Genomic DNA, 25,824 nt, shown 5'->3' on the forward strand with positions numbered 1-25,824 from the left:
TTGGGGGCAGCTGTAAATGTGGTGCAGTTAGCAGACTTCAGTGCGCCTTCCGGGCGCAAGCAGGTAATATCCCCTTATAGGGGGAGAACATGCCACCCGCTAAGCGGGTGGTCATGACTCATTGACATGACAGCAAGGCCGTTTTATAATTTAGTACAACGAATCAGAAAAAGAGAAAGGGGGGGAATCTGTATGCAGATTTCAAGCCGTTTTACCATTGCCGTACACATATTGCTTTGTATAGATACGTTTCAGGGGAAATACAAACTCACCAGTGAATTTCTGGCATCCAGTGTGCATGTGAATCCGGTGATTATCCGAAAAATTCTGTCCCAGCTGAAAGCCGCCGGAATTGTGGAGGTGCAGAGGGGAAGCGGAGGCGCGTCGATTGTGGGAAAGCTGGAAGAAATCAGCTTTCTGGATATTTATCGTGCGGTAGAATGTGTGGAAAAAGAGGGTCTTTTTCATTTTCATGAAAGTCCCAATCCCCTGTGTCCGGTGGGAAGAAATATTCATCAGGTGCTGGATGGCAGACTTATCCAGGTACAGAATGCGTTAGAGAGAGAACTTGAAAAAATGACGCTGGCAGATGTGGTAAAAGATGCCAGAACCTGTATGGCAAAAGAAACAGAATAGAGAAAGACAGTGCCTGTCAGAGGACATGCTCCCTTTTAAGCAAATGTTGAAAAAGGAAAACAATTTGCTTGGAAGGGAATTTTTTATGGCAAAATGAAAAAAATATGGTTGTAACTATTGACATTACAATTAAGAGGGGTTATACTGTTGTTGTAAACAAGGTTATTACAACGAACAAATGAAAAAGGAGCATAACATCATGAATGAAGTCGTAAAATTTTTACAGGAAAACCCGGTACAGTATCTTGCAACCATTGGACGTGACGGAAAGGCAAAATGCCGTCCCTTTATGTTCTGCTTTGAAAAAGAGGGGAAATTATGGTTTTGTACCAATCACACCAAGGATGTTTTTAAGGATATGAAAGAGAATCCCTATGTGGAAGTGACCGTATCCAGCCCGGATTATACCTGGATTCGATTGAACGGAAAAGCTGTTTTTGAGGATAATCGGGAGGTAAAAGAAGCCTGCATGGAGAATCCTATTGTAAAGGGACAGTACGAAACCGCAGACAATCCGATTTTTGAAGTGTTTTATTTGGCAGAAGCAAAAGCGGTTCTTGCAGATTTCTCCGGTAACCCGCCGAGAACCTATACATTTTAAGGATATTTTATAAGAGAAACGGGGGATTTTTATGACTGCACAGGAATGTTTGAAGTATATTGTGAAGGAACTGCATACTGTGGTGTTTTCCACAGTGGATGAAAAAGGCTATCCCGTCACTTGCGCCATTGATATGATGGATGGAGATGAAAGCAGTCTGTATTTTCTGACGGCCAGAGGAAAGCAGTTCTTCAGTCGCCTGAAAGCCAACAGACATATTGCGTTTACCGCCCTCCGGGGAAAAGATACCCTTTCCAGTATAGCGGTTTCCGTACAGGGAGAGGCAAAAGAACTGGGCAGCGGCAGAGTGGAAGACTTGTTTCAGAAAAATTCTTATATGTATGAAATTTATCCCACACGACAGTCGAGAGAAGCTTTGACCGTTTTTCAGATTTACAGGGGCCGGGGGGAATGGTTTGATTTGTCAAAAAAGCCCATAGAGCGCTTTGACTTTTCTTTCGGAGAAGCCAGCCGGAAGCAGGAGGGATATGTGATTACCCGGAAATGTATTCACTGCGGTGTGTGCAGTCAGACTTGTCCCCAGCAGTGTATTGACGTCGCTGCCGGGGTTATCAGGCAGCAAAATTGTCTGCACTGCGGAAACTGTTACCGCAGATGTCCGGTTAAAGCTGTAGAAAGGAGAGGACGAGGTGACACAGAGTGAAAGAAGACTTAAAAAGTGTATCCATAACAAATTGTGATACATAAAGTGTTGAATTTTCAAAATCTTCCAGTATAATTAGGGGCAGAAATCATAACAGGATATAAGTTGCGCAAGCATTCATAGAGAAACCGGTGCAAGTCCGGTACGGTCCCGCCACTGTAACAAGGAGTTTTTGCAGCGTATGCCACTGAAGGAAAACTTTGGGAAGGTGCTGTAGAAGCGGTGAGTTGAAGTCAGGAGAACTGCTTATATCTTTGGGAAGTTTCTCACGGCTGATGAGAACTCTTAAAATACGGTTAGGTACAAATAACAATATCGAATTTTATGAGTAGAGACAGTCTGTATATGCATATATCAGATTGTCTTTTTGCCGTTATAAAAACAGGAGGTGGAAGATTTTGAAAAAAGAAAACCTGGGCAGGCGGCTTTTGCAAATCGTAATTGTGCTTTTTGGAATCAGCTTTTTTACCTTTGGCCTGACCTATTTGTCCCCTGGTGACCCGGCAGAAATTATGCTTACCGAATGTGGAAATATTCCCACACCGGAGCTTTTGGAGCAGACCAGGGCAGAACTGGGGCTGGACAAGCCTTTTCTGGTGCAGTACGGAAACTGGTTAAAAGGGGTGCTGACCGGTGATATGGGAAAATCCTATTCCATGAAGGTTCCGGTGGTGGAAAAACTGGTATCCTGCTTTTTTCCTACCCTCAAGCTGGCACTGGCATCTTTGCTTATTATGATATTGTTTTCCATACCACTGGGAATATTGTCAGCAGTTTATCACAACCGCTGGCCGGACTATCTGGTGCGGGGCCTGACTTTTTTCGGCGTTTCGGTTCCCAATTTCTGGATTGGTCTGATTCTGCTCAGTATTTTCGGGGTGCAGCTTCGGTGGGTGACCGTGTCCGGGGGAAGTACCGATTTTAAATCCCTGGTGTTGCCGGCTGTTACCCTGGCTATTGCCATGTCTGCCAAATACACCAGACAGGTGCGGATTGCCGTGCTGGAAGAGCTGCAGCAGGATTACGTTACAGGGGCCCGTATGAGGGGACTTTCAGAGAAAAAGATTTTGTGGAAACATGTGCTTCCCAATGCTACGCTTCCTCTGGTAACGCTTTTGGGGCTTTCCCTGGGCAGTCTGCTGGGCGGAACGGCAGTGGTGGAAATTATTTATAACTGGCCGGGGCTTGGAAGCATGGCGGTAAAAGCCATTTCCTGCAGGGATTATCCTTTGGTGCAGGGCTATGTTTTGTGGATTGCCCTGCTCTACATGGGCATTAATCTTTTGGTAGACCTTTCCTATGAACGGCTGGACCCAAGACTGAAGGAGGAGCGGTAAGTGAAAATTTGGAAATTTTTGAAGACAAACAGGCAGTTTACACTTTTTCTCACACTGGCTCTGGGGATTGCCGCCATTGCCGTATTTGCACCGTGGATTGCTCCCAAAGATCCCTACGAGGCGGTGATGAGCCATTCTTTGCAGGCGCCGGGAGGAGAATATCTCTGCGGTACGGATAAGCTGGGAAGAGATGTGCTTTCCAGAGTTATCTACGGCACCCGTTCTTCTCTGGTCATGACCCTTTGTCTGGTTGCCGTGATTTTTGTGGTGGGAACTGCGCTGGGAATTCTGGCCGGATATTTCGGCGGGTTTGTGGATGCCGTGATTATGAGGATTGCAGATATGATGATTTCCTTTCCCGGACTGGTGCTGGCTATTGCCATTGCAGGTCTTTTAGGACCCAGTATGGTCAATGCCGTCCTTGCCATTTCGGCGGTGAGCTGGACAAAGTATGCCAGACTGGCTCGAAGTATGGTGCTGAAAATAAAGAAAAATCTTTACATTGAGGCAGCCGTAGTAACAGGAACCCGAAATCATAAAATCATTCTGAACTACATTTTGCCCAATATGATTACCACCATGGTGGTGACTGCGGCAACAGATATCGGAACCATGATGTTGGAACTGGCGTCCCTGTCCTTTCTGGGATTCGGCGCCCAGGCTCCGGTTCCCGAGTGGGGGCTTATGCTCAACGAGGGCAGAACTTATCTGACCAAGGCTCCCTGGCTGATGTTGTATCCGGGAATTGCCATCGTCATTGTGGTTGTTGTGTTTAATATGCTGGGAGACAGTATCCGTGATATTTTAGACCCCAGACAGGAAAAGAAAAGGAGAGCGTAATGAAAAAGAAATGGGTAAGAAGAATATGCAGCACTCTGTTGGCAGGAAGTATGGCGGCGTCTCTGCTGACCGGATGCGGGAGTGGAAACGGAGAAAAATCAGAAGGCAGTGCCTCCTCCTCTTCTGCACAGGAAAAGCAGGAACTGACGATTGGTGTAACCAGCTTTGCAGATACACTGGAACCGACAGAGCAGTATTTCAGCTGGGTGGTATCCCGGTATGGAATCGGTGAAACACTGGTAAAATTTGATGAAAAGGGAGAGATTGTACCCTGTCTGGCAGAAAGCTGGGAAAATAGCCAGGACAAGCTGACCTGGACTTTTAAAATCCGTGAGGGCGTGAAGTTTTCAAATGGAGAAGAAATGACACCGGAGCTGGTAAAAGCCTCTCTGGAGAGAACCTTTTCTCTAAGCGACCGTGCGGAAACCTTTTTCGCGCCTGCCTCCATAGAAACAGAGGGACAGAATCTGAAAATCACCACCAAAGAACCGGTGGCAGTCCTTCCGGGCAGCCTTGCGGATCCGCTGTTTCTCATTGTGGATGCCAATGCGGATACGGAGTCCTTTGCCATGTCCGGTCCTATCTGCACAGGACCTTATGCGGTGGAATCCTTTAGCCCCACGGATTCCTGCGTGGTAGTGAAAAATGAATATTACTGGGGTGGGGAGGTACCCCTTGAAAAGGTGGTATTAAAATGTATCGACGACCAGACCACCCGTTCCATGGCTTTGCAGACAGGGGAAATCCAGATTGCCTACAATTTGAAAACGGAAAACCTGGCAGATTTTGAAAACGATGACAGTATTCAGGTGCAGGAGCTGGAATCCCTGCGCTCCACCTACGCCTTTATGAATCAGAACGGCGTTTTAAAGGACAAAGCGTTAAGACAGGCTATCATTCGGGCATTGGACCGGGAAACCTACTGCAGCACACTGCTGGAAGGGGGCGCAACACCGGGAAAAGCGCCGGTTCCTCCAACGTTGGACTTTGGCTTTGACCAGCTTCAGGACGAAAATGCCTATGACCCGGAAGGCGCAAAGGCTCTGCTAAAAGAGGCAGGATATATAGACAAGGATGGGGACGGCTTTGTAGAGCAGCCATCCGGAGAAAAACTGGAATTGAATTTCGTTATTTATACCAGCCGGGAAGAGTTGAATGTGTATGCACAGGCAGCCCAGTCCAGCTTAAAGGACATTGGCATCAACGTAAAACTCAATACCGTAAGCTATGAAACCCTGCTGGATATGCGGGATGCAGGGGAGTTTGATTTGCTTATCTGGAATGTTCTGGTGGCAAATACAGGAGACCCGGAAAAGTATCTCCGAGAAAACTGGTACAGCACTTCCGCGTCGAACCAGACGGGCTATAAGAACGAAGAGGCAGATAAGCTTTTAGACCAGCTGGCGCAGGAATTTGACCCAGAGAAACGAAAAGCTTTGATTATTCAGATACAGCAGCTGATTATGGATGATGCGGCAACCGTCTTTTTTGGCTATGAAACCACATACCTGTTTTCCTCCAAAGAGGTGCAGGGAGCCACCCTGTATCCCATGGACTATTACTGGCTGACAAAGGACATTGCATTTGCAGAATAGAGAGGCAGATTATGCTGGAAATAAGAGATTTGACGATTCAATACGAAGGACAGCCGCCTGTGCTGGAGCATTTTAACCTTTCTATGAAAAAAGGGGAAATCATCAGTATTGCAGGAGAAAGCGGCAGTGGAAAGACCACGGTTATCCGGGCTATTTTGGGCGCTTTGGCAGGCGGCGGGAAAATTACAGAGGGTGAAATCCTGTTCCTTGGCGAATCCCTGACGGAAAAATCCCCAAAAGAATGGAGAACCTTAAGAGGCACGAAGATTTCCATGATTTTTCAGGACTGCGGGGGAACCTTAAATCCCATCCGGAAAATCGGCAGTCAGTATGTGGAATATATCTGTACCCACAGTAGGGCTTCCAAACAGGAAGCATGGAACCGGGCTGTTCATATGCTGAAAAAAATGCATCTGCCTGACGGAGAAGCTGTGATGAAAAGCTATCCTCATCAGCTAAGCGGCGGTATGCGGCAGAGGGTGGGAATTGCCATGGCTATGACCTTTCAGCCCCGGCTTTTGCTGGCAGACGAGCCCACCAGCGCGCTGGATGTGACGACTCAGGCGCGGATTGTCCGCCAGATGATGGAACTTCGAAGGGATTATCAGACAGGAATTATCATGGTGACGCATAATCTGGGCGTAGCGGCCTATATGGCAGATAAACTGCTGATTATGCAGAACGGAAAGGTGCTAGACCAGGGAAGTACAGAAGAAGTGCTGCACAATCCGAAAAGCGATTATACCAGAAAGCTTTTGGCAGCAGTACCGGAAATGGAGGGAGCGCGTTTTGTTTGAGAAAAGAGAATGTATTTTGCAGGCAAATCATCTGGTGCGGCAGTTTCCGGCGCCAAAGAAAAAAGTGCTGACAGCCTGTAATGACATCAGTCTGGAAGTTTACAGAGGAAAGACGCTGGGAATCGTAGGGGAAAGCGGCTGCGGAAAATCGACTCTGGTGCGGATGCTGATGCAGCTGGAGCAGCCGGATAGAGGAGAAATCCTTTTTCACGGAAAGAATCTGGCTGAAATGACTGCAAAAGAGAAATGGCTGAACCGGCAGAAGATGCAGATGGTATTTCAGGACCCGCTGGCGTCCTTTCATCCCAAACGAAAAGTCATTGACATTCTCACCGAGCCGTTGGAAAATTATAAGAGACTGAAAAAAGGGGAAAAAGAGGCGAAGGCAAAAGAACTTCTGCGTATGGTGGAACTGCCGGAAGACCTTCTCTGGCGGTATCCCCATAGTATGAGCGGCGGACAGCGGCAGAGAATCGGCATTGCCAGAGCCCTTTCCCTGGAACCGGAAATTCTCATTTGTGATGAAGCCACGTCAGCGCTGGACGTTTCGGTACAGAAGACAGTGATTGAATTGCTGGTAAGACTTCAGAAGGAAAAGCATATCAGTATGGTCTTTATCTGCCATGACATTGCTCTGATTCAGTCCTTTGCCCATCAGATTGCGGTGATGTATCTGGGCCATGTGGTAGAGTTGCTTCCGGGGGAGCAGGTTGGAAGTCATGGAGCACATCCCTACACACAGGCTTTGCTGCAGGCTCTTTTCTCCGTCCGGGATGACAGACGAAAAGAGATAGAAGGTCTGGAGGGAGAAGTGCCCAGTCCCTGTGATTTGCCAAAGGGCTGTCCTTTTTGGAGCCGCTGCAGATACGGGACGGAAACGTGCAGGGAAGAAAAACCTAAATTGAAAGAAATTGCCCCGGGGCATCTGGCTGCATGCCACCGGTTGTAAGAGAGGAAGAAAAAGATATGGAGATGAAACAACTGCAGTATTTTGTGGTAAGCGCAGAGGCAGGGTCTTTGAGCAAAGCCGCAGAACTTTTGTACACGACCCAGCCCCATGTAAGCATGACCATTCAGAAACTGGAGTCCAGTCTGGGGGTTCCTCTGCTGAAACGGAGCAAAAAAGGCGTGGTGATGACAAAAGAAGGGGAACTGGTTTACGAACAGGTAAGAGAGATTCTCAAAAGCCTGCAGACGATTCAGGATGTGAAAAACCTGGAAAAGAAGGAGCCTCTTTTAGTAGCTGCCATGCCAAGCAGTTGTTTCGCCGGAATCTTTGCTTCCTTTTATGCAAAAGCGGAAGGAATGCAGGCAGGGTACTGGGAAGGAGCTTTGGATAAGGTCATTCACCGCACGGCCCACCGCCAGGCACAGGTAGGTCTTGTATTCATTTCCTCGCATCAGAAAAAGGCCTCAGAGCGACTTTTGAAAAAGATGAGGCTGGAATTTCACCTGCTGAGGGAAACAAAGCTGGCTCTTTATGTGGGGCCGAAAAGTCCGTATTATGAACAGAAAACCATAAAAAAAGCAGACCTGCAGAAGATTTCCCTGGTGCAGAATATGGCAGAGGAAATCCCTTCTTTTTACAATCTCAATTCCCGTCATTTAAAAGGCGAGATACCGGATGGGGCAAAAGCGGTAAACGGTGTTCTGGTGAACAGCGCCCATGCTATGAAGCAGCTGCTTTTAAAAACAGAGCTGGGAAATATCAGCACCGGATTTGATTTGTGCTGTGACAAGAAAAGCAGGCTCCATAAGCTGGAACTGGAGGACTGTGGGGCAGATATTTCCTGCGGCTACGTCAGACGGGCGGATACAGAGCCTGGAATCTGCACAAAACAGTTTTTGGAATTTCTGGAAGACAAATTCGCAGAAATGCATTGACACTTTGACTAACATTGTGTAGTATAGAGTAGAAAGAAAGGTATAACTGCATAATAATAACGGTCACCGGATGTGTTACATGTCCGGAGTTAAAAAGGAAATCCGTGTAAATCGGATACAGTCACCTCTACTGTGAAATGGACAAGGAAATAGTACCATTGGGGAAAACCCGAGAAGGTATTTCTGCGGAAGAAGTTGAGTCAGAAGACTTGCCGTTATAAACGTTTCGTGTTTCCGGGCTGAGGATGTTTTGCGGTTTTACAATATGAAAATTTAATATGGTAAAGTGATAATAGAGGCTCTTTTGTCTGGTAAAGATGAGAGAGCCTTTTTTGCATGCAAAATTTCCTCAAAACAAACATAGGACAATTATGCAGAATAAAAAGAAAAGGAGAAAACATATGAAACACAAGAAACGACGTGCGGGCAGCCGAATGCTCAGTATTGTTCTGGCCATGGTTCTCATGGTATCGGGTATTACTGTGCCGGTGCAGGCAGACACATTGCCCGCAGCAGAAGAAAGCACTGCTTATGAGCAGCAGGCAGAAAACGTGGAAAGTACGGAACATTACCAGGAGCCGGAAAATCAAGAGTCAGAAATTCAGGAGCCGGAAGAAGCGGTGCAGCCGGAAGCGGGTGAAACAGAGCAGATTTCGGTTCCTGAAATGGTGCCGGGAGAGGCAGAAACCACGGAAGACCAGGCCGCAGAAGAAAAGCCCTATGTATACTTCCAGTATGATGACGGAAGAATACAGGAAATGGATGAAAACAACACCTTTACTTTAAATGCCATGGACGAAGGTACTTTTGTTCTGGCAGGCACAGACAAACGGCCAGACTGGAATGTATCCGCAAAAGTGTATACATCGGATATAGAATATACCAAACACTATTGGGTAAATGCCAGCGGACGGTATCAGCCGGCAGACCTCCGGGTTGTGGAAGGTTATGTCTGCAACGCAGACAACATGGGAGAAGTCTTCCAGAGATTTAAAATCAACAATGTTTCCAGTAATGTGGAAGAGCTGAAGGTTTTCGTAGGAGACCAGGAAGTATCTTTGGACAAACCTTACGAAATGCACGGAACAGACAGCGGAGTTGCCTATTTAAAGGCCAGAGTCAAAGGCTCAGACGAATTTAAGAAGGTTCCCGTCGCCGCTATGTATCATGAGAATATCAGCGGCCCCGGCATTATCCAGAATCATGCTGAGGGCAGCAAATTCACCATGGAAAGCGAAGGAGAGGCTGTTTTCAAGCTTGGCATGGGGGAAGATAAACAACGCCTTTCCAAAGAGTTTAAGGTCATCTCCAAAAACGTAGCGTTGGAAGACTTTCAGGTTACTGTTCCAAGTGTCTGGTATATAGATTCCTGGAATCCTCTGGGCGGTTACTATGTAGGTATCACCAAAGGAAATGACCCGGATGATTATAACTGCAGCTTTACGCCGTATAATGCCACAAATCAGAAGCTTGTCTGGGAGGCAAAGACACCGGAAATTGCAGAGTTTATGGAATATTTCGGAAACGGCATTGTGCCAAAGAAGGCAGGCGTGGCAAAATTCCATATTTACAGCCAGGAAGATAAGGATATTTCTCAGGACATTAGTGTGGAATTCAAATATAAATACCCCCTGCAAAAGGCAGAATCAGAAAAGGATACCTATGAACTGGAAGAAGGCAGTTCCAAAAGCGTTCAAATTACACCAACACCTTCCAATGCTACGGAGCAGAGATTTAACTGGTCTTACAGCAAGGAAGGAATTGTAGAAGTTACAGATGAAGTGCAGACAGTCGTTGGAAATGTAAATGCACCCAGAAAAACCGTACACACCATTAAGGCAAAAAAAGCCGGAGAAGTACAGGTAATAGGAACACCCTGGGACGCTACGGCAGACTGCAAGCCTGTACAGTTTACTGTGTTGGTCAGCAAGGGCGGTATAGTTCCCGACGATACAGACTATACGGCTTTGGTGAAAGAGGATATACAGCATGGCATGGATTATCTGCAGAAAGAGCCTGTAAATGCATACGGAGACGAATGGAATATTTTCACAACCCTTCGTGCAGGCGGAACCATCAGCCAGGAAAATCTGGACGCTTATTATGCCAGTGTGTCGGAAAAATTAAAAACAGGGCTGACAAAGCTTCGGGCCACAGATGTGGCAAGAGTCAGCATTACCTTGGCAGCTATGGGAAAAGATTTGACAGATATTGACGGTGTCAATCTGATGAAGGCGCTCTATAATGATGAACTGAAGATGAAAATCGGCAAAGATACCTCCAATGCCCCTATATGGGCTTTGATTGCACTGGATTGTCAGAATGCAGATATTCCAAAGGATGCAGTATGGACAAGAGAGAAGCTGATTCAGCACATTCTTACTTTCCAGACCCAAGAAGGCGGTTTCGGACTGACAAATAACAAATTCAGCAGTATTGATATGACAGGTATGGCGCTGCAGGCGCTGGCTCCTTACAGGAACAATGATTCTTATCCGGAAGTGAAAACAGCGTTTGACAAAGCTCTGGAACACATGAAAGAAAATATGACAGAGAATGCAGGATTTCTTCTGGATAGCGGAAAAGAAAACAGTTGTACAACCGCACAGGTTCTTACGGCCCTTACCGCAGCAGGCATTGATCCTCTGGACAAAAGCAACGGATTCACAAAAACGGGAAATAAGAATATCGTAAAAAATCTGGACAGCTACAAGGCAGAGAGCGGCTTTATGTGGCAGCAGGGACAGAAAGGCAATGGCATGGCTACCCAGCAGGTGACTTACGCAATGGAAGCGTACAGGCGCTTTGCAGAAAATGAAAACCGTTTGTATGACCTTACAGATGCGATGGATAAGGATACCGCAGCAGTAAAATCCGTTATCAAACAAATTGATGCCATCGGAGAAGTAACGCTGGAAAGCGAAGCGGCAATCAAAGCAGCCAGAACTGCCTATGACAAGCTGACAGAAGCGCAGAAGAAGTTAGTAACCAACTATGGAAAACTGACAGAGGCAGAGGAGAAACTGGCAGAGTTAAAAGAGCAGGCGGCAGACCAGAAAGCAGCTGATGCAGTAATCGAAAAGATTAAGGCCATTGGAGAAGTGACACTGGAAAGTAAGAACGACATTGAAGAAGCCAGAGCTGCTTATGACAAGCTGACAGATTCCCAGAAGAAATTAATAAGTGAAGACGTTCTTAAACTTTTGGAAAAGGCCGAGGAAGACCTGAAAAAACTGGAGGAAGAAGCCGGAAACGGTCATGTAGTGGTATCCGTAGAGAGATTTACTATCGGACAGGGCTACATCCACGAGCCGGTAATCGTGCCGTTTGAAAAAGGTGATAATGCGGTTGATATTCTGAAAAAAGTCATTGGAGCAGAAAACTGGGTGGGAGAAGACGGTTCGGCAGCATATCTGGAAGCCATTAAGGGAGCAGATCTTGGTTCAGACCATGTAAAAGTACCGGATTATATTTCCGAAAAACTTGGAGGCCCGACAACCGAAGAAGCATTGGAAAACGGAAAATCCCAGGAGGGAGATGCCCTTGGTGAATTTGACTACAGCTTTATGTCCGGCTGGATGTACCATGTAAATGGCGTGGAAGTGGGTTATGGAATGGCAAGCTATGTACCAAAAGACGGAGATGTACTCAGATATCAGTTCACATTGTGGGGATACGGCACAGACCTGACCGGATATGAGTATGGAAACACGGATCCGGTATTGGATATCTGCAATAAAGATGAAATCACAAGAGTTATGGCAGAAGTCAATGAAGACAGAGACATGCTTATGGCTGCACCGGCAGTGAAAGCGGCCTATGATAAAGCAGTGGAACTGGTTTCCGCAGTGATTACTCCAAAAGCTGAAATTGAAACAGCAACGGAAAATCTGAAAAAGGCTATGGAAGAGGCAAAAGAGCAGATGAGTCAGGATAAACTGGCAGCCGAAAGTGTAATTGCAAAGATTAACGCCATCGGAGAGGTCACTCTGGAAAGCGAAGCAGTTATTACAGAGGCAAGAACTGCTTATGATAAGCTGACGGATGCACAGAAAGAATTGGTAGGAACAGAAAATCTTGCAAAATTGACAGATGCGGAGAAGAAACTGGCAGAATTGAAACAGCAGGCCGAGGAAGACCAGAAGGTAGCCAATGCAGTAATCGAAAAGATTAACGCCATCGGGGAGGTCACTCTGGAAAGCGAAGCGGCTATTACAGAAGCCAGAGCTGCATATGACAAGCTGACAGAAGCGCAGAAAAAGTTTATAAGCGAAACGGAACTTAAAACACTGAAAGCTGCAGAAGCAAAACTGAAAGTGTTGAAACAGCAGGCAGCTGCAGACCAGGAAAAAGCCAATGCAGTAATCGAAAAGATTAACGCCATCGGAGAAGTAACCCTGGAAAGCGAAAAAGCTATTACAGAAACAAGAACAGCTTATAATGCTTTGACAGATGCTCAGAAGAATTTGGTAGGAGAAGACAATCTTGCAAAGCTCACCACTGCAGAGAAGAAACTGGCAGAACTGAAAGAGCAGGCAGAAAATCAGAAGAAAGACCAGGCGGCAGCAGATGCAGCTGCAGGTAAGATTGATGCTATCGGGGATAAGATTACTCTGGAAAGCAAAGCAGCCATTGAAGCAGCCAGAAAAGCCTATGACGCTTTGACAGATGCTCAGAAGAAGCTGGTAAGCAAAGAAACTCTTGCCAAGTTGGAAAAAGCAGAGGAAGAGTTGAAGAAACTGGAAGATAACAACCAGAATCCAAACCCAAACCCAGGCAAACCGGAAAGTGTAAAAATGCTGGTAAATGAAAAATACGGCGTGAAACTGGAAGGAGAGGGTCTGACCTCTGATATGGAACTGGCAGTTACTCCAATCGGAAAAGACAATGCAGACGTAGAAAAGATGAGAAAAGAAATTGCTTCTGACAAATCCGTATTCCGTCTGTACAACATCAAACTCACAAAGAATGGAAAAGAAATCGAACTTCCGTCTGCGTGTGTATTATCCATTCCGGTAGGAAAGGATTATAATGGCAAAGAATTGACTGTACTTCACTGCAGCGATTCCAAAGTGGAAAAACTGACCGGAAAGGTAACCGATGAAGCTGTTTCGGTAGAGGTAAAGAGCTTAGACAGCTTTGGCGTAGTCATTGACACACCGGCCTCCAACGGAAACAATGGTTCCGGAAACCATGGAAATAACGGCAGCAATGGAAGTGGAAACAATGGAAGCGGAAACAGTGGAAGCGGTACATTAAAAGGCACAGGTGCCAAGACAGGTGATGAAGCACCAATCAGCGTTCTGCTGCTCATGCTGGCAGTATCCGCGGCAGCTTTTGGAACAGCTGTTTATAAGAAAAATAGACAGCAGATGAAATAAGGACAGCAAAAACGGCAAAGTTCTTCGGGACTTTGCTGTTTTTTACAAATTCCTTGACATTTTCTGCCTGTTTGTGTAGTATGGTAATAGATTCATAACTGCATACACATGATGGTCTCTGCACGCAGAAAATGCAGAGTTAAAAGGGAAATCGGTGGAAGTCCGATACAGTTGCCTCTGCTGTGATGTTGACGAAGAAACAGTTGCCATTGAACTTACAAGAAGTTTGAGAAGGCGTTTCCGAGGGTGAGACTAAGTCAGAATATCTGCCATTATTTTAAAAATATTTCCGGGCGGAGGAGATTTTGTTGTTGTATGCATTTTAAAATTTCATAATTCAAAAGAACAGAGTTCCTTTACCGGAAAATGGTGAGGGGGCTCTTTTTTATGTGTATCAGGAAAGATAGAGGAAGGATGAGAGCATGAACAGAAAAAAATTAAAGCTTGTAGTGTCAGCCATGTCCATTCTGCTGGCAGTGCAGTCTCCGGGGGCAGTTCTGGCAGATACAGGACAGGAGACAGCTGTGGAGGCACAGGTTTCCACAGAAGAAACGGTATCAGAACCGGGTACGGAAGAAATATTAAACGGCATGGGCACAGAAATCACACAGGAGTCTGAAGGTTATCAGGAGGAAATCCTTCCGGGAACTGCGGATGAGGTGCTGCCGGGAACCGGAGAAGAGGAAAGTCAGATTTTGCGGGGGACTGCAGACATTGCCGAGGCCCAAAATCCTACCGTCCAGGAAGCTCTTGATAAGGCGGAAAAGTATCTGCAGTCTGCGGTGACTTCTCCGGTGGTGGATACTATTGGAGGCGAATGGTCTGTGATGGCCATGGCCAGAGCCGGATACTTGAGCGACACGGCAAAAGCAAATTATCTGGCAAATTTATATATGAAACTAGATGACACAAACGGAGTGCTTCACAACGCAAAATATACGGAATATTCCAGAGTCATCATGGCGCTGTCCTCTATTGGAACAGACCCTTCCCGGATAAATGGCTATAATCTGCTGAAGCCATTAGCAAAATTTGAGAAGGTGAATCAACAGGGCATTAACGGAACTATTTTTGCCCTGATTGCGCTGGATACGAAAGATTACGAAATTCCTGAGCGAGAAGGAGAAGGAACCCAGACTACCCGGGAAAATCTGATTCAGAAAATCCTTTCACAGGAACTTTCCGGCGGCGGCTGGGCTTTGCAGGGGAAAGTGGCAGACCCGGATATTACTGCTATGGCTATGCAGGCGCTGGCGCCGTATAAAGAACGGGCAGACGTTGGTGCGGCTTTAAACCGGGGATTGGATAAGCTGGCTTCCATGCAGGACGCAGACGGCGGATACGGCAGTTCTTACATTTCTGAAGGGGAAGAACCGGTAAAAAATCTGGAGAGTACGGCACAGGTCGTGATTGCTCTGTCAGCCATTGATGTATCTCTTTTGGAACAGGATAAATTTATGAAAAACGGAAAAACCCTGCTGGATGAAATCCTGAGATTCCAAAAAGAAGACGGTTCTTTTGAGCATATAAAAGGCGGCGGCAGTGATGCCATGGCAACCGACCAGGGAACTTTAGCCCTTCTGGCCTGGTCCAGGGCGGTAAACGGGCAGACCAGTCTGTACGACATGACAGATACAGAGACCCCCGATGAGGGAACGGAATCGGAAGAAAATATAGAGGCCTTCCGCAGTAAACTGAATGCGCTGCCGGAACAGATTACACTTGCAGAAAAACAAAGGGTTTATAATCTCAAAGTCGAACTGGAACTTTTGAAAGACTTTGAAGAAAAAGAAAGTTTCCGCAACATTTTGCAGGCAAAGGGAGAAGAAATAGACAGACAGGAAGCAGAAGTAGAAGCGTTGGATCATCGCATCTGGAATGAGTTAAATCCTTTGAAGATTACTTTAAAAGAAAAAGATACCGTGGAAGAACTGCTTTCTATTTATCATACGCTTCCCGAAAATAATAAGTCTTTTGTCACAAGAATCGATGACTTGAGAATTGCAGAAAGCATTGTGGACAAGCTGGAGAGAGGCATTATTGGAAAGGAAATTTTTGAGAAAGCCCAGGCTTCCAGAATGGATTATATTTATGAAGGAGAAGGCTACACCATTCGCGTAAAAGGAAAGAAGATAGCAGAACCGGCGGATATGAATGCAGAGGTGGAAATTCAGCAGAAAGAAGACGCCCTGCAGTTTGCGCTGAAACACGAAGGCGCGCTTCCCGGTGAAGTGGAAATTTCCATGCCCTGTACGTTTAAAGACGGTGTGTTTATGTTGTATAACATCAACGGGAATGAGATGCAGTGGACCGGCGCTGTGGACGGTGTGCTGACCTGTGATGTATCCGCAGGCGGAATTTACACCCTGAAAAAGGGGAATATGGGATTTGAAGATGAGACAGAAGCCCTTTCCGGCACCAGTGACGTTACGACAGATGAAAGCGTTCTGAAAGGTACGAAGAAATCTGCAAATACCGCGAAAAAGAGTACGTCTGCAGGCAGTGCGAAGAAATCTGCAGCGAAAAAGAAAACCGAATCCAACACCACAGAAGCTGAGGTGAAGAACGGTGTAGTGGAAAAGGCGGCTTTTGAAGCCGTGAAGGGAAAGGATAAAAACCTGAAAATCAAGGGAGAAACGGGCAAGGATAAACCGTATACCCTGACGGTCAACGGCAAGGATATCAAGACAGTGAAAGATATGAAAGTCGGTATCCGGGAAGGCAGTGATTATGCAGAAGATATTCAGAAATTGTCTGAAAACCCCTATATTTTCTCCTTTGATGAGAAGGGCGAACTTCCGGGAGAAATGCAGGTGGAGCTTACCACCGGTCAGGAGGACGGCAAATACCTTTTGATGAAATACAAGGAAAAAGAGCGAAAAGCAGAGTATATCCAGAAGGTTACGGTAAAAGATAAACAGACGAAATTTCTTGTGAAGACAGGCGGCGAGTATTTCCTTGCAAAGAAAGCAAAGACAAAATCTTTAAACGAACTGGAGGAAAAGGAGGCTGCTTCTGCGGCACCCAATACAGAGAAAACGGTTACAGCAAAAAAAAGTACAGGAGCAGATGCTGAAAACAGTAAAAAAACCAGCGCAGAAGCGGCAGAGGAAAAAAGTGCATTACCGGCAGTTTTAACAGGTACTGTGGTGGCGCTGGCCGGAATTGCAGGCGGCATTATCTGGTATATCAAAAGGAAAAGACAGTAGGTGGAATACATGAGAAAAACAATCAGAAAAACAATGGGAATTCTGGCGCTGGCTGCAGCACTTGCTTTTACAACAGTTGGCTGCGGTACGGAGAAACTGGCTGTGCCGGGGCAGGAGAAAACCGCGGACAGCGATGCCTGGACGGAGACAGAAGGAACCAAGAAAAAAGATACCGGGAAAAAAGCAGAAGAGAAAAAGACGGACAGCGCAGAAAAAGAGGAAGCGTTGGAAGCTGGGGAAGACGAGTACCTGGATGTCGAGTCTGCGGAAGACAGAGAGGCAGATTATACGAAATACCAGGAGAACAAATCCTCGGAACAAAGTGCAGCAGGAAATGCAGACAGCCATACAGAGAAGGGGGAGGACAGTTCTGGCGAAGGGAGTACGGGGAGCAATGGAACGGTAACCTACAGTGACGGTACGTCTACAGAGCAAGACCAGTATCTGACAGACCCCATTCCGGAAGGAAAGCCGAACCCCGTAGAACCGGGGAGCGTGGAAATCGACAAGAGTAAGCCGGGAACCTGTTATCTGAGCATTTCCTGTGACACCATACTGGACAATATGTCAGATTTGACAGAGGGAAAGGATGTACTGGTGCCGGAGGATGGTGTTATTTTCAGTGAGCGGGAAGTGACTTTCTATCAGGGAGAATCTGTGTATGATGTATTGCTGAGAGAAACCCAGAACAACCGTATTCATATGGAAGCCAGCTTCACCCCAAAGTACAACAGCGCTTATGTGGAAGGTATCAACAACCTGTATGAATTTGACTGCGGGAGATATTCCGGCTGGATGTATGAGGTCAATGGCTGGTATCCCAACTATGGCTGCAGCCGTTATCAGGTAAAAGAAGGGGATGTGATTCACTGGAATTATACCTGTGATTTGGGACGCGATTTAGGACAGTATTGGGAAGAGTGATATGAGACAGGATACTTTTTCTGCCTTCCATCCGGTCAATAACTTTCTTTATTTTGTACTGGTTATCGGGTGCTCTATGTTTCTGATGCACCCGGTCTTTCTGGGACTTTCCTGCCTGGGTGGAATGGCGTACTACATCTATTTAAAACACTGGAAAGCATTAAAAACAGCATTATGGCTGATGCTGCCGGTCTTTCTGATTTCGGCAGCTGTAAATCCCCTGTTTAACCACCAGGGGATTACTCTGATTTTATACCTGAAAAACGGAAATCCTCTGACACTGGAGTCGATTCTCTACGGTCTGGCGGCTGGTGTTATGCTGGTCAGTGTGCTGAACTGGTTTTCCTGCTATCAGGTGGTTATGACTTCCGACAAATTCATTTATCTGTTTGGGAAGGCCATTCCTGCTGTGTCCCTGATTTTATCCATGGTGCTTCGTTTTGTGCCAAGGTTTAAAAATCAGATTGAGAAAATTTCCGATTCCCAGAAATGCATTGGCCGTGATGTGACAAACGGCAATGTGCTTGCAAGGGCAAAGCACGGCATGAAAATCCTTTCTGTCATGACGACCTGGGCGCTGGAAAATTCGGTGGAAACTGCAGATTCCATGAAGTCCAGAGGATACGGGCTCAGAGGTCGGAATAATTTTTCTATTTACCGTTTTGATACCAGAGATAAGCTGTTTTTGGGGATTCTGCTTTTGCTGGGCGGAAATATTTTTGCAGGAATTTTGACAAAGAGGGTGCATTTTTTGTATTACCCCATGTTGCGGATGAATACAAATACCCTGTGGGCCATGCTGGTGTATGTGTGCTATGGGATTTTGTGTTTTCTCCCTATAATCATAGATGTGACAGAGGATATAAAATGGCATTATATGAAATCAAAAATTTGAATTTTACTTATCCGGACACAGAACGTCCGGCGATACAAAACTTGAATTTTTCCATTGAACCGGGAGAATTTGTGGTTATCTGCGGAAAATCCGGCTGTGGAAAAACCACCCTTCTGCGGCATTTTAAAACCGTTCTGAGTCCTTATGGAAAGCGGGAGGGCGAAATCCTTTTTGAGGGAGAAAAGCTGGAGGAGGTGTCTGTGCGCAGGCAGTCTGCACAGATTGGCTATGTACTTCAGAGTCCGGACAACCAGATTGTCACGGATAAGGTCTGGCATGAACTGGCCTTTGGTGTGGAAAACTTAGGATATGACCAGCAGACCATACGCCTTCGGGTGGCGGAAATGGCCAGCTTTTTTGGGATTCAGAACTGGTTCGACAAGAATGTGGAAGAACTGTCCGGCGGGCAGAAGCAGCTTTTGAATCTGGCTTCTGTTATGGCTATGCAGCCAAAGGTACTGGTGCTGGACGAACCCACTTCCCAGCTTGACCCCATTGCCGCAGGAGAATTTCTTTCTACGATACGGAAGATTAATCTGGATTTGGGCGTTACCGTGATTCTCATTGAGCACAGACTGGAAGAGGTCTTTCCCATGGCAGATCAGGTGCTGGTACTGGAAGAGGGAAAGCAGATTTATTTTGATACGCCCCGGATGGTGGGAAAGGATTTGGCAGACAATGATTTGTTTCTGGCCATGCCAAGTCCGGTGCAGATTTACAATGGAACCGGTCAGGAAGGCGTCTGTCCCCTGACGGTATGCGAGGGCAGAAACTGGCTGGAGCAGCACTATGGAAGCTGCAAAAATATGCAGCACAGGGAATGTTTCCGGCACAGAAAACAGGAAAGGGACTATGTGGTTGAGGCAAAAGAAGTCTGGTTTCGCTATGAAAAGGATGGGCGGGACATTGTAAAGGATTTATCTCTGCAGGTTCCCAAAGGCGAACTTTTCTGTATTCTGGGCGGAAACGGTACGGGAAAGAGCACCACGCTGTCTCTTCTTAGCGGAATTCACCGGCCCTACCGTGGGAAAATCCTTTTAAAAGGAAAAGAAATCCGCAAAATCCGGGATAAAGAATTGTTTCATCGTTTTCTGGGAGTTCTGCCCCAGAATCCCCAGACGCTGTTTGTGGGAAACACAGTGGAAGAGGATTTGTGGGAAATGTTTTCGGAACGTTCCCCCATCAGGCGAAAGGAAGACAGGGAAAAGATAGAAAAAGTCGTTGGGGATACGCAAATTGGGCATTTACTGCACATGCACCCCTATGATTTAAGCGGCGGGGAGCAGCAGAGGGCGGCGCTTGCCAAGGTACTGCTTCTGGAGCCGGAAATTCTGCTTTTGGACGAGCCTACAAAGGGGCTGGATGGATTTTATAAAAGCAGACTGGCGGAGATTTTCCAGAAACTGAAAGAACAGGGGATTACCATAGTCATGGTTTCCCATGACATTGAATTTTGTGCTGCCTATGGGGATACCTGCGCCATGTTTTTTGACGGAGGGATTGTGACGGCCTGCGCCGCTAAGGAATTTTTTACGGGAAACAGCTTTTATACCACAGCGGCAAACCGCATGGCCAGGCAGATTTTCCCGGATGCAGTAACAGTAAAGGATGTGATAGAAGCATGTCAAAGAAGCAGGCAACCGGAGTAGATACCAGGGCTATGCTGCCCTTATACGTCAGTCTTTTTGTAAGTCTGTGCGCCTCCTTTTTTCCGTGGATTTCCATACCTGTGCTGAAATATTCCCAGCTTCCGGTGACGTATACCTTCTGGGAGATGGAGCAGTGTGTAAAAAACATACAAACCAGTATTGAAATGGGCGGCAGGATGCGCATGGAATTGTTTGAGGCAGGAGAACTGGAAATGCTGCATAAAATCAGCATGGGACTGAAGGGCGCGGCAGGGCTTTTGATTCTTTTCATGGTTCTGTGCGGGGTTCTTTCTTATACAATGAAGAAAAAGAGCCTGGGGTATGTAAGATTTGCCTTTGTCTGGAGCAGTCTTATGGCCGTGGCGGCTTTTTGCTGCATAGGAGCGGCCAATCTTTTTATCAACGAAAGAATGGGAAGAGAGAGCAATTTCATCAATCTGACGATACACAGTTATATTCAACTGACGGCCTGGCAGTATGCGCAGCTGATTCTGTCTGTGCTTATGCTCATTTGGGCAGGAAAGCTTCTGGATACCCAGGCGGAATATGAAGTCCAGAAGTACATAGAGCGCAGTGTGAAGAAAGACCGGGGAGTGGGGAAAAGAACGCTGACTGCCATGGTGCTGATTCTTGTAGCCATTCCTTTTGTCATCTTTTTCGGGATTTTTTTCCTCAATGACAGAAGTGAAATTTTTATTTCCCTGTGTATCATCGGACTGGCTATGATACCTTTTTTCATGGTATTTGAAGAGCGAAAGCCCCAGGCCAGGGAAATCCTGCTCATTGCGGTGATGGCAGCTATTGCCGTGGCAGGGCGCATGGCGTTTTTTATGCTGCCCCAGTTTAAACCTGTGGCGGCCATTGTGATTCTGGCCGGTGTGGGACTTGGGGCAGAAGCCGGATTTCTCACAGGGGCTATGGCGGGGTTTGTGTCCAACTTCTTTTTCGGGCAGGGACCGTGGACGCCCTGGCAGATGTTTTCCTTTGGAATCATAGGGTTTCTGGCAGGTCTTTTGTTTCGCAGTCCCGGAAAAAGAAGCGGCAGCCGGAAAAAGGAGTGGAGACATAAAATTCTGCTCTGCATTTACGGCGGGCTGTCTACGCTGATTATTTACGGATTTTTCATGGATACGGCATCTGTGACTATGGTGGGACAGGATTTGTCCTGGCAGGCTTTTGCAGCCTCTTATGCCACCGGATTTCCGTTTAATGTGATACACGGAACATCTACCGTGATTTTTCTGTTCTTTCTGACCATTCCCATGGAACGGAAATTGGACAGAATCCGAAAGAAGTATGGAATTTTAGAAGTGTAAAGGGGTGTGAAAGTCATTGAGTGCAGCATATTTTTGTGCTAAAGTTTTAAATAGAGAATGGGAAAATGAAAAAGAAAGCAGGGGAAGGTACAATGGGAAGGACACTGACATGGAGAGCAAGAGAAAAGGATGTTTTCGACAGAGAATCGGGGAAAAATTTTAAGGGAAAGGTGCTGATACTGGACGATTGCTACCGCAGTATTCAGGACCAGGCCATGAAGAATAATGTAAAGGTGAAACAGGCGGAAATTCCGGATACCCTGGCTGTAATTGGAAATCAGAGTTTTTATCACTGTACCGGACTTAAAAATATTAATCTGGGAGAAGTTGCCCAAATCCGAAAAGAAGCCTTTTCCGGCTGTATCCGCTTAAAAGAAGCCGTGTTTTCGGATAAGCTGGAGATTCTTGGAAAGTCGTCTTTTGCCCAGTGCAAACGTCTGGAAAAAGTGGAACTGGAAAGCGGAAGACTCCGAAAGCTGGAGGCAGGAACCTTTCAGGAATGTGAAAGTATGGAGAAAATCTGTCTTCCGGAAGGTATGGAAATCATAGAAGACAGGGCCTTTTACCGCTGCGTCAACTTAAAAGAAGTGGTATTTCCGGCACAGGGACTGAAAAAAATCGGCAGGGAAGCCTTTTACTGGACTGGAATGGATAAAGTAGAATTTCCGGATTCCCTGGAAGAAATCGGAGACAGCGCTTTTTTGAAAAGCAAAACACTGGAAAAAGCAAGGATTCCATCTTCGGTAAAGAAAATAGGAAAATGGGCCTTTCACGGCTGCGGCAGACTAAAGGTATTGGAGATTTTAGGTGAGCCGGAGGAAATCGGAGAGTGGATTGTAAATAAAAGTACCACCATCCGCTGCAGAAAGGGCGGAAGCGTGGAGAAATATGCTTTGGACAGCGGATTTGCAGTGGAATACCTGTAGAAAGATTTTTCTTGCATAAGGGCAGGCTATGACGTAAAATGGCAACCGAACCGTGATATTTTGAGAAACAAGTTTTTAGGAAAGGGACTGCTATGGAGTTAAAAGAGATTATCAGATGCCTGCAGAATATGAGAGAGACTTCGGTGATAGCCCCCATTCCTTTTCGGGGAGAGGGAGACTGTCAGCAATTAATAGAGGAAATTAATACGTTAATTATGGAGGAAGAGCGAAAGGCCAAAATGGTGCATCAGCTGATTTCTTCGGGTATGTGGACGATGCATTTTAATCATCAGGGGGAAATAACAAAAGTTGTGTGGAGTCAGGAATTCCGCTTTATGCTTGGATATGAGAATAGGATGGATTTTCCCGATAGACTGGATTCCTGGACTGAATTGCTGCATCCGGAGGACCGGGAATCTACATTGGAGGCTTACTGGCATGCGGTAAAATGCGGAGGGAAATATGACGTCATTTACCGTCTGAAGACAAGGTATCAGGGGTATCGCTGGTTTCATGCCATTGGAGAAACACTGCGGTGGGAGAAAGGAAACCCCCGTCTGTTTACTGGTGTTTTTATTGATATTACCAGGGAAAAGGAACAGAAAGAAAACATACAGGCCCGTTTGGAAATGCAGGAGCAGTTAAATGAAATGAGCCATGAATTGGAGATGAACAATGAAATTTTAAATGCACTCTGCGAAGATTATAACTCCATTTATATTGTAAATCTGGATACGGGAAAATACGACATTTACCGAATGACGGATACCTTGCCGAAAACGGTATCGGAAATTTCGTTCACCAATCAAATATATGATGTGGCTATCAGCCAGTACATAGAACGCTGGGTTTCAGAAAACGATGCGGGATTTGTTCGCTATATGACAGAGAGAAAGCGGCTGAAACGGCTGGTGAGAGAAACAGGAAGAGTGTCGTTCCGGTATTGTATTAAGGAGAGAGCAGATAGACAGAGGCATTTTGAATTTTGCTTTTGTGATATAAGCAAAACCCTGGATGAAACCGTTGTCGTTATGGGGGCGAGAAATATTGATGCTTTGATGGATGAAAAAGAAGATTCTCGCCGGGAGACGCTGGAGCAGGTGCAGGAAACTTTGGCCGGCTCCCAGACCGGGCTTTGGAGTCTTCTCTGGGAAGAGGGAAAAGCGCCGGTTATGCATGGAGACAGGACGCTGCATAAACTGATGGGAATTCCCGAAGAAGAGCTTTCTTTCAACTGTTTTAGGGATTGGGTGTCCGGAATTGATGAAAAATATAGAGGGGAAGTCATGGAAGTGCTGAAACGCAGCATTGCCAACGGTTTTCAGGAAATTGTCTATCCCTGCAGCTATGGAAAAAAAGAACAGATGTATTTTCGGCTGGGTGTTTCCAGCAAGAAAAATTTTCCGGGCAGCGGCTATCGTCTCAGCGGATACTGGCAGGATGTAACGGATACGGTTAAAGACAAGCAGGACCGGGAAGAACTTTTAAAAGAGGCTTTGCAGGAGGCACAGCAGGCCAACAAGGTTAAGACGGAATTTCTGTCTCATATGTCCCATGATATCCGTACACCCATTAATGGAATTCTGGGGCTTTTGACGATTACGGAAAACGAGGAAGAAGACATCAGCAGACAGAAAGAGTGCCGCCGGAAAATTCGCCAGTCAGCAGAGCATCTCCTTTCCCTGGTCAATGATGTGCTGGACTTGTCCAGACTGGAAAGCGGGAAGCAGACCAGAGTGGAGGAAACCTTCGATATTCACGAAGTACTGGATCATTGTATGTCCATCCTGCTTCCACAGGCACAGCTCCAGCAGATAAAAATCCAGGACCGCCGGGAAGAAATTGGATATGCCAGACTCAGGGGCTGTCCGCTGCAGCTGAGGCAGATATTAATCAATATTATAGGAAATGCCATCAAATATAACAAAGAATGCGGAAGTGTTCAAATCCTGACAAAAGAGACACAGGGATGTGAGAACACAGTCTGGCTGGAATTTGAAATCAAAGATACGGGAATCGGCATGAAAGAAGAGTTTCAGAAGCATATTTTCGAGGCCTTTACCCAGGAAACCCAGGGCGCCAGAACTTCTTATGCGGGAACCGGGCTTGGTATGGCGATTACAAAAAAACTGGTAGACCAGATGGGCGGCACCATCCATTTGAGCAGTCAGATAGGCGAGGGAAGCTGCTTTTTTGTACGGCTGCCTTTTGAGATAAACAGGCAGGAAAACAAAGAATCTGTGGAGGAGGGCCAGTCCTTTGACGTGGCCGGTATGCATGTATTGTTGGCAGAGGACAATGAATTGAATCGGGAAATTGCCCAGTATGTGCTGGAGGAAGGAAAGGTGGAAGTTACCTGTGCGGCAAACGGGGCGGAAGCGTTGGAAATTTTTGAAAAATCAGAACCAGGGGAGATGGACTGCATTATCATGGATGTCATGATGCCTGTGATGGATGGACTGCAGGCAGCAAAAGAAATCCGGAAGCTTTCAAGAGAAGATGCAAAAACCATTCCCATGATTGCTTTATCTGCCAATGCCTTTGAGGAGGACCGGAAAAAGACAAGAGAAGCAGGCATGAATCAGCATGTATCCAAGCCACTGGATGCCAATCAGCTGTTTGCAATTTTAACTCAATATAAAAAGCAGAAATAAAAAGATTCTCCTGACAGACAATGGAAAGCAGTGAAAATAAGGTCTGTCGGGAGAATTGTATTTTTGCGGAAACATTTCTTTGCACAGGGTGTAAGAAGTAGACAATAAAAGCTGGTTATACTATAATTTTAAATCATATGGAAAAGAGGAAAGCGTATGAATTTAGCAGAGTGTTATGGCGAAATGGGGGCAGATTATCAGGGAACCATGCAGCGGCTGTGCAGTGAAAAACTGATAGAAAGAATTGTGCTGAAGTTTTTGGAAGATCCTTCCTTTGGACAACTGCAGGAAGGGCTGGAGATGCACAATCACCAGCAGGCTTTTCAGGCAGCGCACACATTAAAAGGAATCAGTCAGAATCTGGGGTTTACAAAGCTGGGGGAAGCAAGTGCAGAACTGACGGATTCTTTGCGCAAGGCATTGGATTCCACAGCATATGTACAATTTGAACAGGTAAAGTCAGAATATACAACTGCTATCCGTACGATTGAAAAATACAGAGAGGGAAAGTGACAA

At 46.2% G+C, this 25,824-nt stretch carries 18 protein-coding genes and 3 riboswitches; all 18 genes read left to right on the plus strand.

The annotated features are described in order from the left end of the window. Positions 1-192 precede the first annotated feature (192 nt). Positions 193-636: an Rrf2 family transcriptional regulator gene (locus tag WBS51_RS10575; protein ID WP_173748842.1), complete on the plus strand. Its 444-nt coding sequence runs from the start codon at positions 193-195 to the stop codon at positions 634-636. 199 nt (positions 637-835) lie between these two features. Further along, entirely contained in the window at positions 836-1,237 is a 402-nt protein-coding gene (locus WBS51_RS10580) for a pyridoxamine 5'-phosphate oxidase family protein (RefSeq protein ID WP_173748841.1), read from the plus strand. Between the two features lie 31 nt (positions 1,238-1,268). Then, positions 1,269-1,901, plus strand: coding sequence for a pyridoxamine 5'-phosphate oxidase family protein (locus WBS51_RS10585; protein ID WP_294462167.1), 633 nt, complete (start codon positions 1,269-1,271; stop codon positions 1,899-1,901). An 85-nt stretch (positions 1,902-1,986) separates the two neighbouring features. Next, positions 1,987-2,165: riboswitch (cobalamin riboswitch) on the plus strand. 134 nt (positions 2,166-2,299) lie between these two features. Then, complete coding sequence (nikB, locus tag WBS51_RS10590; RefSeq protein WP_291681257.1) at positions 2,300-3,238, plus strand: nickel ABC transporter permease; 939 nt, start codon at positions 2,300-2,302, stop codon at positions 3,236-3,238. Beyond that, on the plus strand, positions 3,239-4,078 hold the full coding sequence (nikC, locus tag WBS51_RS10595) for a nickel transporter permease (RefSeq protein WP_173748838.1): 840 nt from the start codon (positions 3,239-3,241) through the stop codon (positions 4,076-4,078). It abuts the gene before it with no gap. Beyond that, the gene (locus WBS51_RS10600; RefSeq protein ID WP_294462171.1) at positions 4,078-5,673 is read left to right on the plus strand and encodes an ABC transporter substrate-binding protein; all 1,596 of its coding nucleotides are present in this window, start codon (positions 4,078-4,080) and stop codon (positions 5,671-5,673) included. The genes nikC and WBS51_RS10600 overlap by 1 nt, the downstream gene beginning before the upstream one ends. An 11-nt stretch (positions 5,674-5,684) precedes the next feature. Next, on the plus strand, positions 5,685-6,470 hold the full coding sequence (locus WBS51_RS10605; protein WP_294462174.1) for an ABC transporter ATP-binding protein: 786 nt from the start codon (positions 5,685-5,687) through the stop codon (positions 6,468-6,470). Then, positions 6,463-7,419 (plus strand): oligopeptide/dipeptide ABC transporter ATP-binding protein, encoded by a 957-nt coding sequence (locus tag WBS51_RS10610; RefSeq protein ID WP_173748835.1) that lies wholly within the window; start codon positions 6,463-6,465, stop codon positions 7,417-7,419. The genes WBS51_RS10605 and WBS51_RS10610 overlap by 8 nt, the downstream gene beginning before the upstream one ends. Positions 7,420-7,436: 17 nt before the next feature. After that, entirely contained in the window at positions 7,437-8,354 is a 918-nt protein-coding gene (locus WBS51_RS10615; protein ID WP_291681251.1) for a LysR family transcriptional regulator, read from the plus strand. A gap of 43 nt (positions 8,355-8,397) precedes the next feature. Then, positions 8,398-8,585: riboswitch (cobalamin riboswitch) on the plus strand. A 170-nt stretch (positions 8,586-8,755) separates the two neighbouring features. Then, entirely contained in the window at positions 8,756-13,735 is a 4,980-nt protein-coding gene (locus WBS51_RS10620) for a DUF4430 domain-containing protein (protein ID WP_294462179.1), read from the plus strand. A gap of 95 nt (positions 13,736-13,830) precedes the next feature. Beyond that, positions 13,831-14,023: riboswitch (cobalamin riboswitch) on the plus strand. A gap of 134 nt (positions 14,024-14,157) precedes the next feature. Continuing rightward, the gene (locus tag WBS51_RS10625) at positions 14,158-16,944 is read left to right on the plus strand and encodes a prenyltransferase/squalene oxidase repeat-containing protein (protein ID WP_294462181.1); all 2,787 of its coding nucleotides are present in this window, start codon (positions 14,158-14,160) and stop codon (positions 16,942-16,944) included. 9 nt (positions 16,945-16,953) lie between these two features. Continuing rightward, the gene (locus WBS51_RS10630) at positions 16,954-17,868 is read left to right on the plus strand and encodes a DUF4430 domain-containing protein (RefSeq protein ID WP_294462186.1); all 915 of its coding nucleotides are present in this window, start codon (positions 16,954-16,956) and stop codon (positions 17,866-17,868) included. Position 17,869: 1 nt separating this feature from the next. Further along, a complete protein-coding gene (locus WBS51_RS10635; protein ID WP_294462187.1) occupies positions 17,870-18,763 on the plus strand; it encodes an energy-coupling factor transporter transmembrane component T in 894 nt (297 codons plus the stop codon). Beyond that, entirely contained in the window at positions 18,736-20,412 is a 1,677-nt protein-coding gene (locus WBS51_RS10640; RefSeq protein ID WP_173748829.1) for an ABC transporter ATP-binding protein, read from the plus strand. The genes WBS51_RS10635 and WBS51_RS10640 overlap by 28 nt, the downstream gene beginning before the upstream one ends. Then, on the plus strand, positions 20,385-21,728 hold the full coding sequence (locus WBS51_RS10645; RefSeq protein WP_173748828.1) for an ECF transporter S component: 1,344 nt from the start codon (positions 20,385-20,387) through the stop codon (positions 21,726-21,728). The genes WBS51_RS10640 and WBS51_RS10645 overlap by 28 nt, the downstream gene beginning before the upstream one ends. A gap of 65 nt (positions 21,729-21,793) precedes the next feature. Beyond that, positions 21,794-22,654 (plus strand): leucine-rich repeat domain-containing protein, encoded by an 861-nt coding sequence (locus WBS51_RS10650; protein WP_291681241.1) that lies wholly within the window; start codon positions 21,794-21,796, stop codon positions 22,652-22,654. 92 nt (positions 22,655-22,746) lie between these two features. Beyond that, on the plus strand, positions 22,747-25,308 hold the full coding sequence (locus WBS51_RS10655; RefSeq protein WP_294462191.1) for a PAS domain-containing hybrid sensor histidine kinase/response regulator: 2,562 nt from the start codon (positions 22,747-22,749) through the stop codon (positions 25,306-25,308). A gap of 156 nt (positions 25,309-25,464) precedes the next feature. After that, positions 25,465-25,821, plus strand: a complete 357-nt coding sequence (locus WBS51_RS10660; protein WP_291681237.1) for an Hpt domain-containing protein — start codon at positions 25,465-25,467, stop codon at positions 25,819-25,821. Positions 25,822-25,824: the final 3 nt, after the last annotated feature.

Source organism: Blautia acetica, assembly GCF_038739805.1.
Classification (GTDB): Bacteria; Bacillota; Clostridia; order Lachnospirales; family Lachnospiraceae; genus Blautia.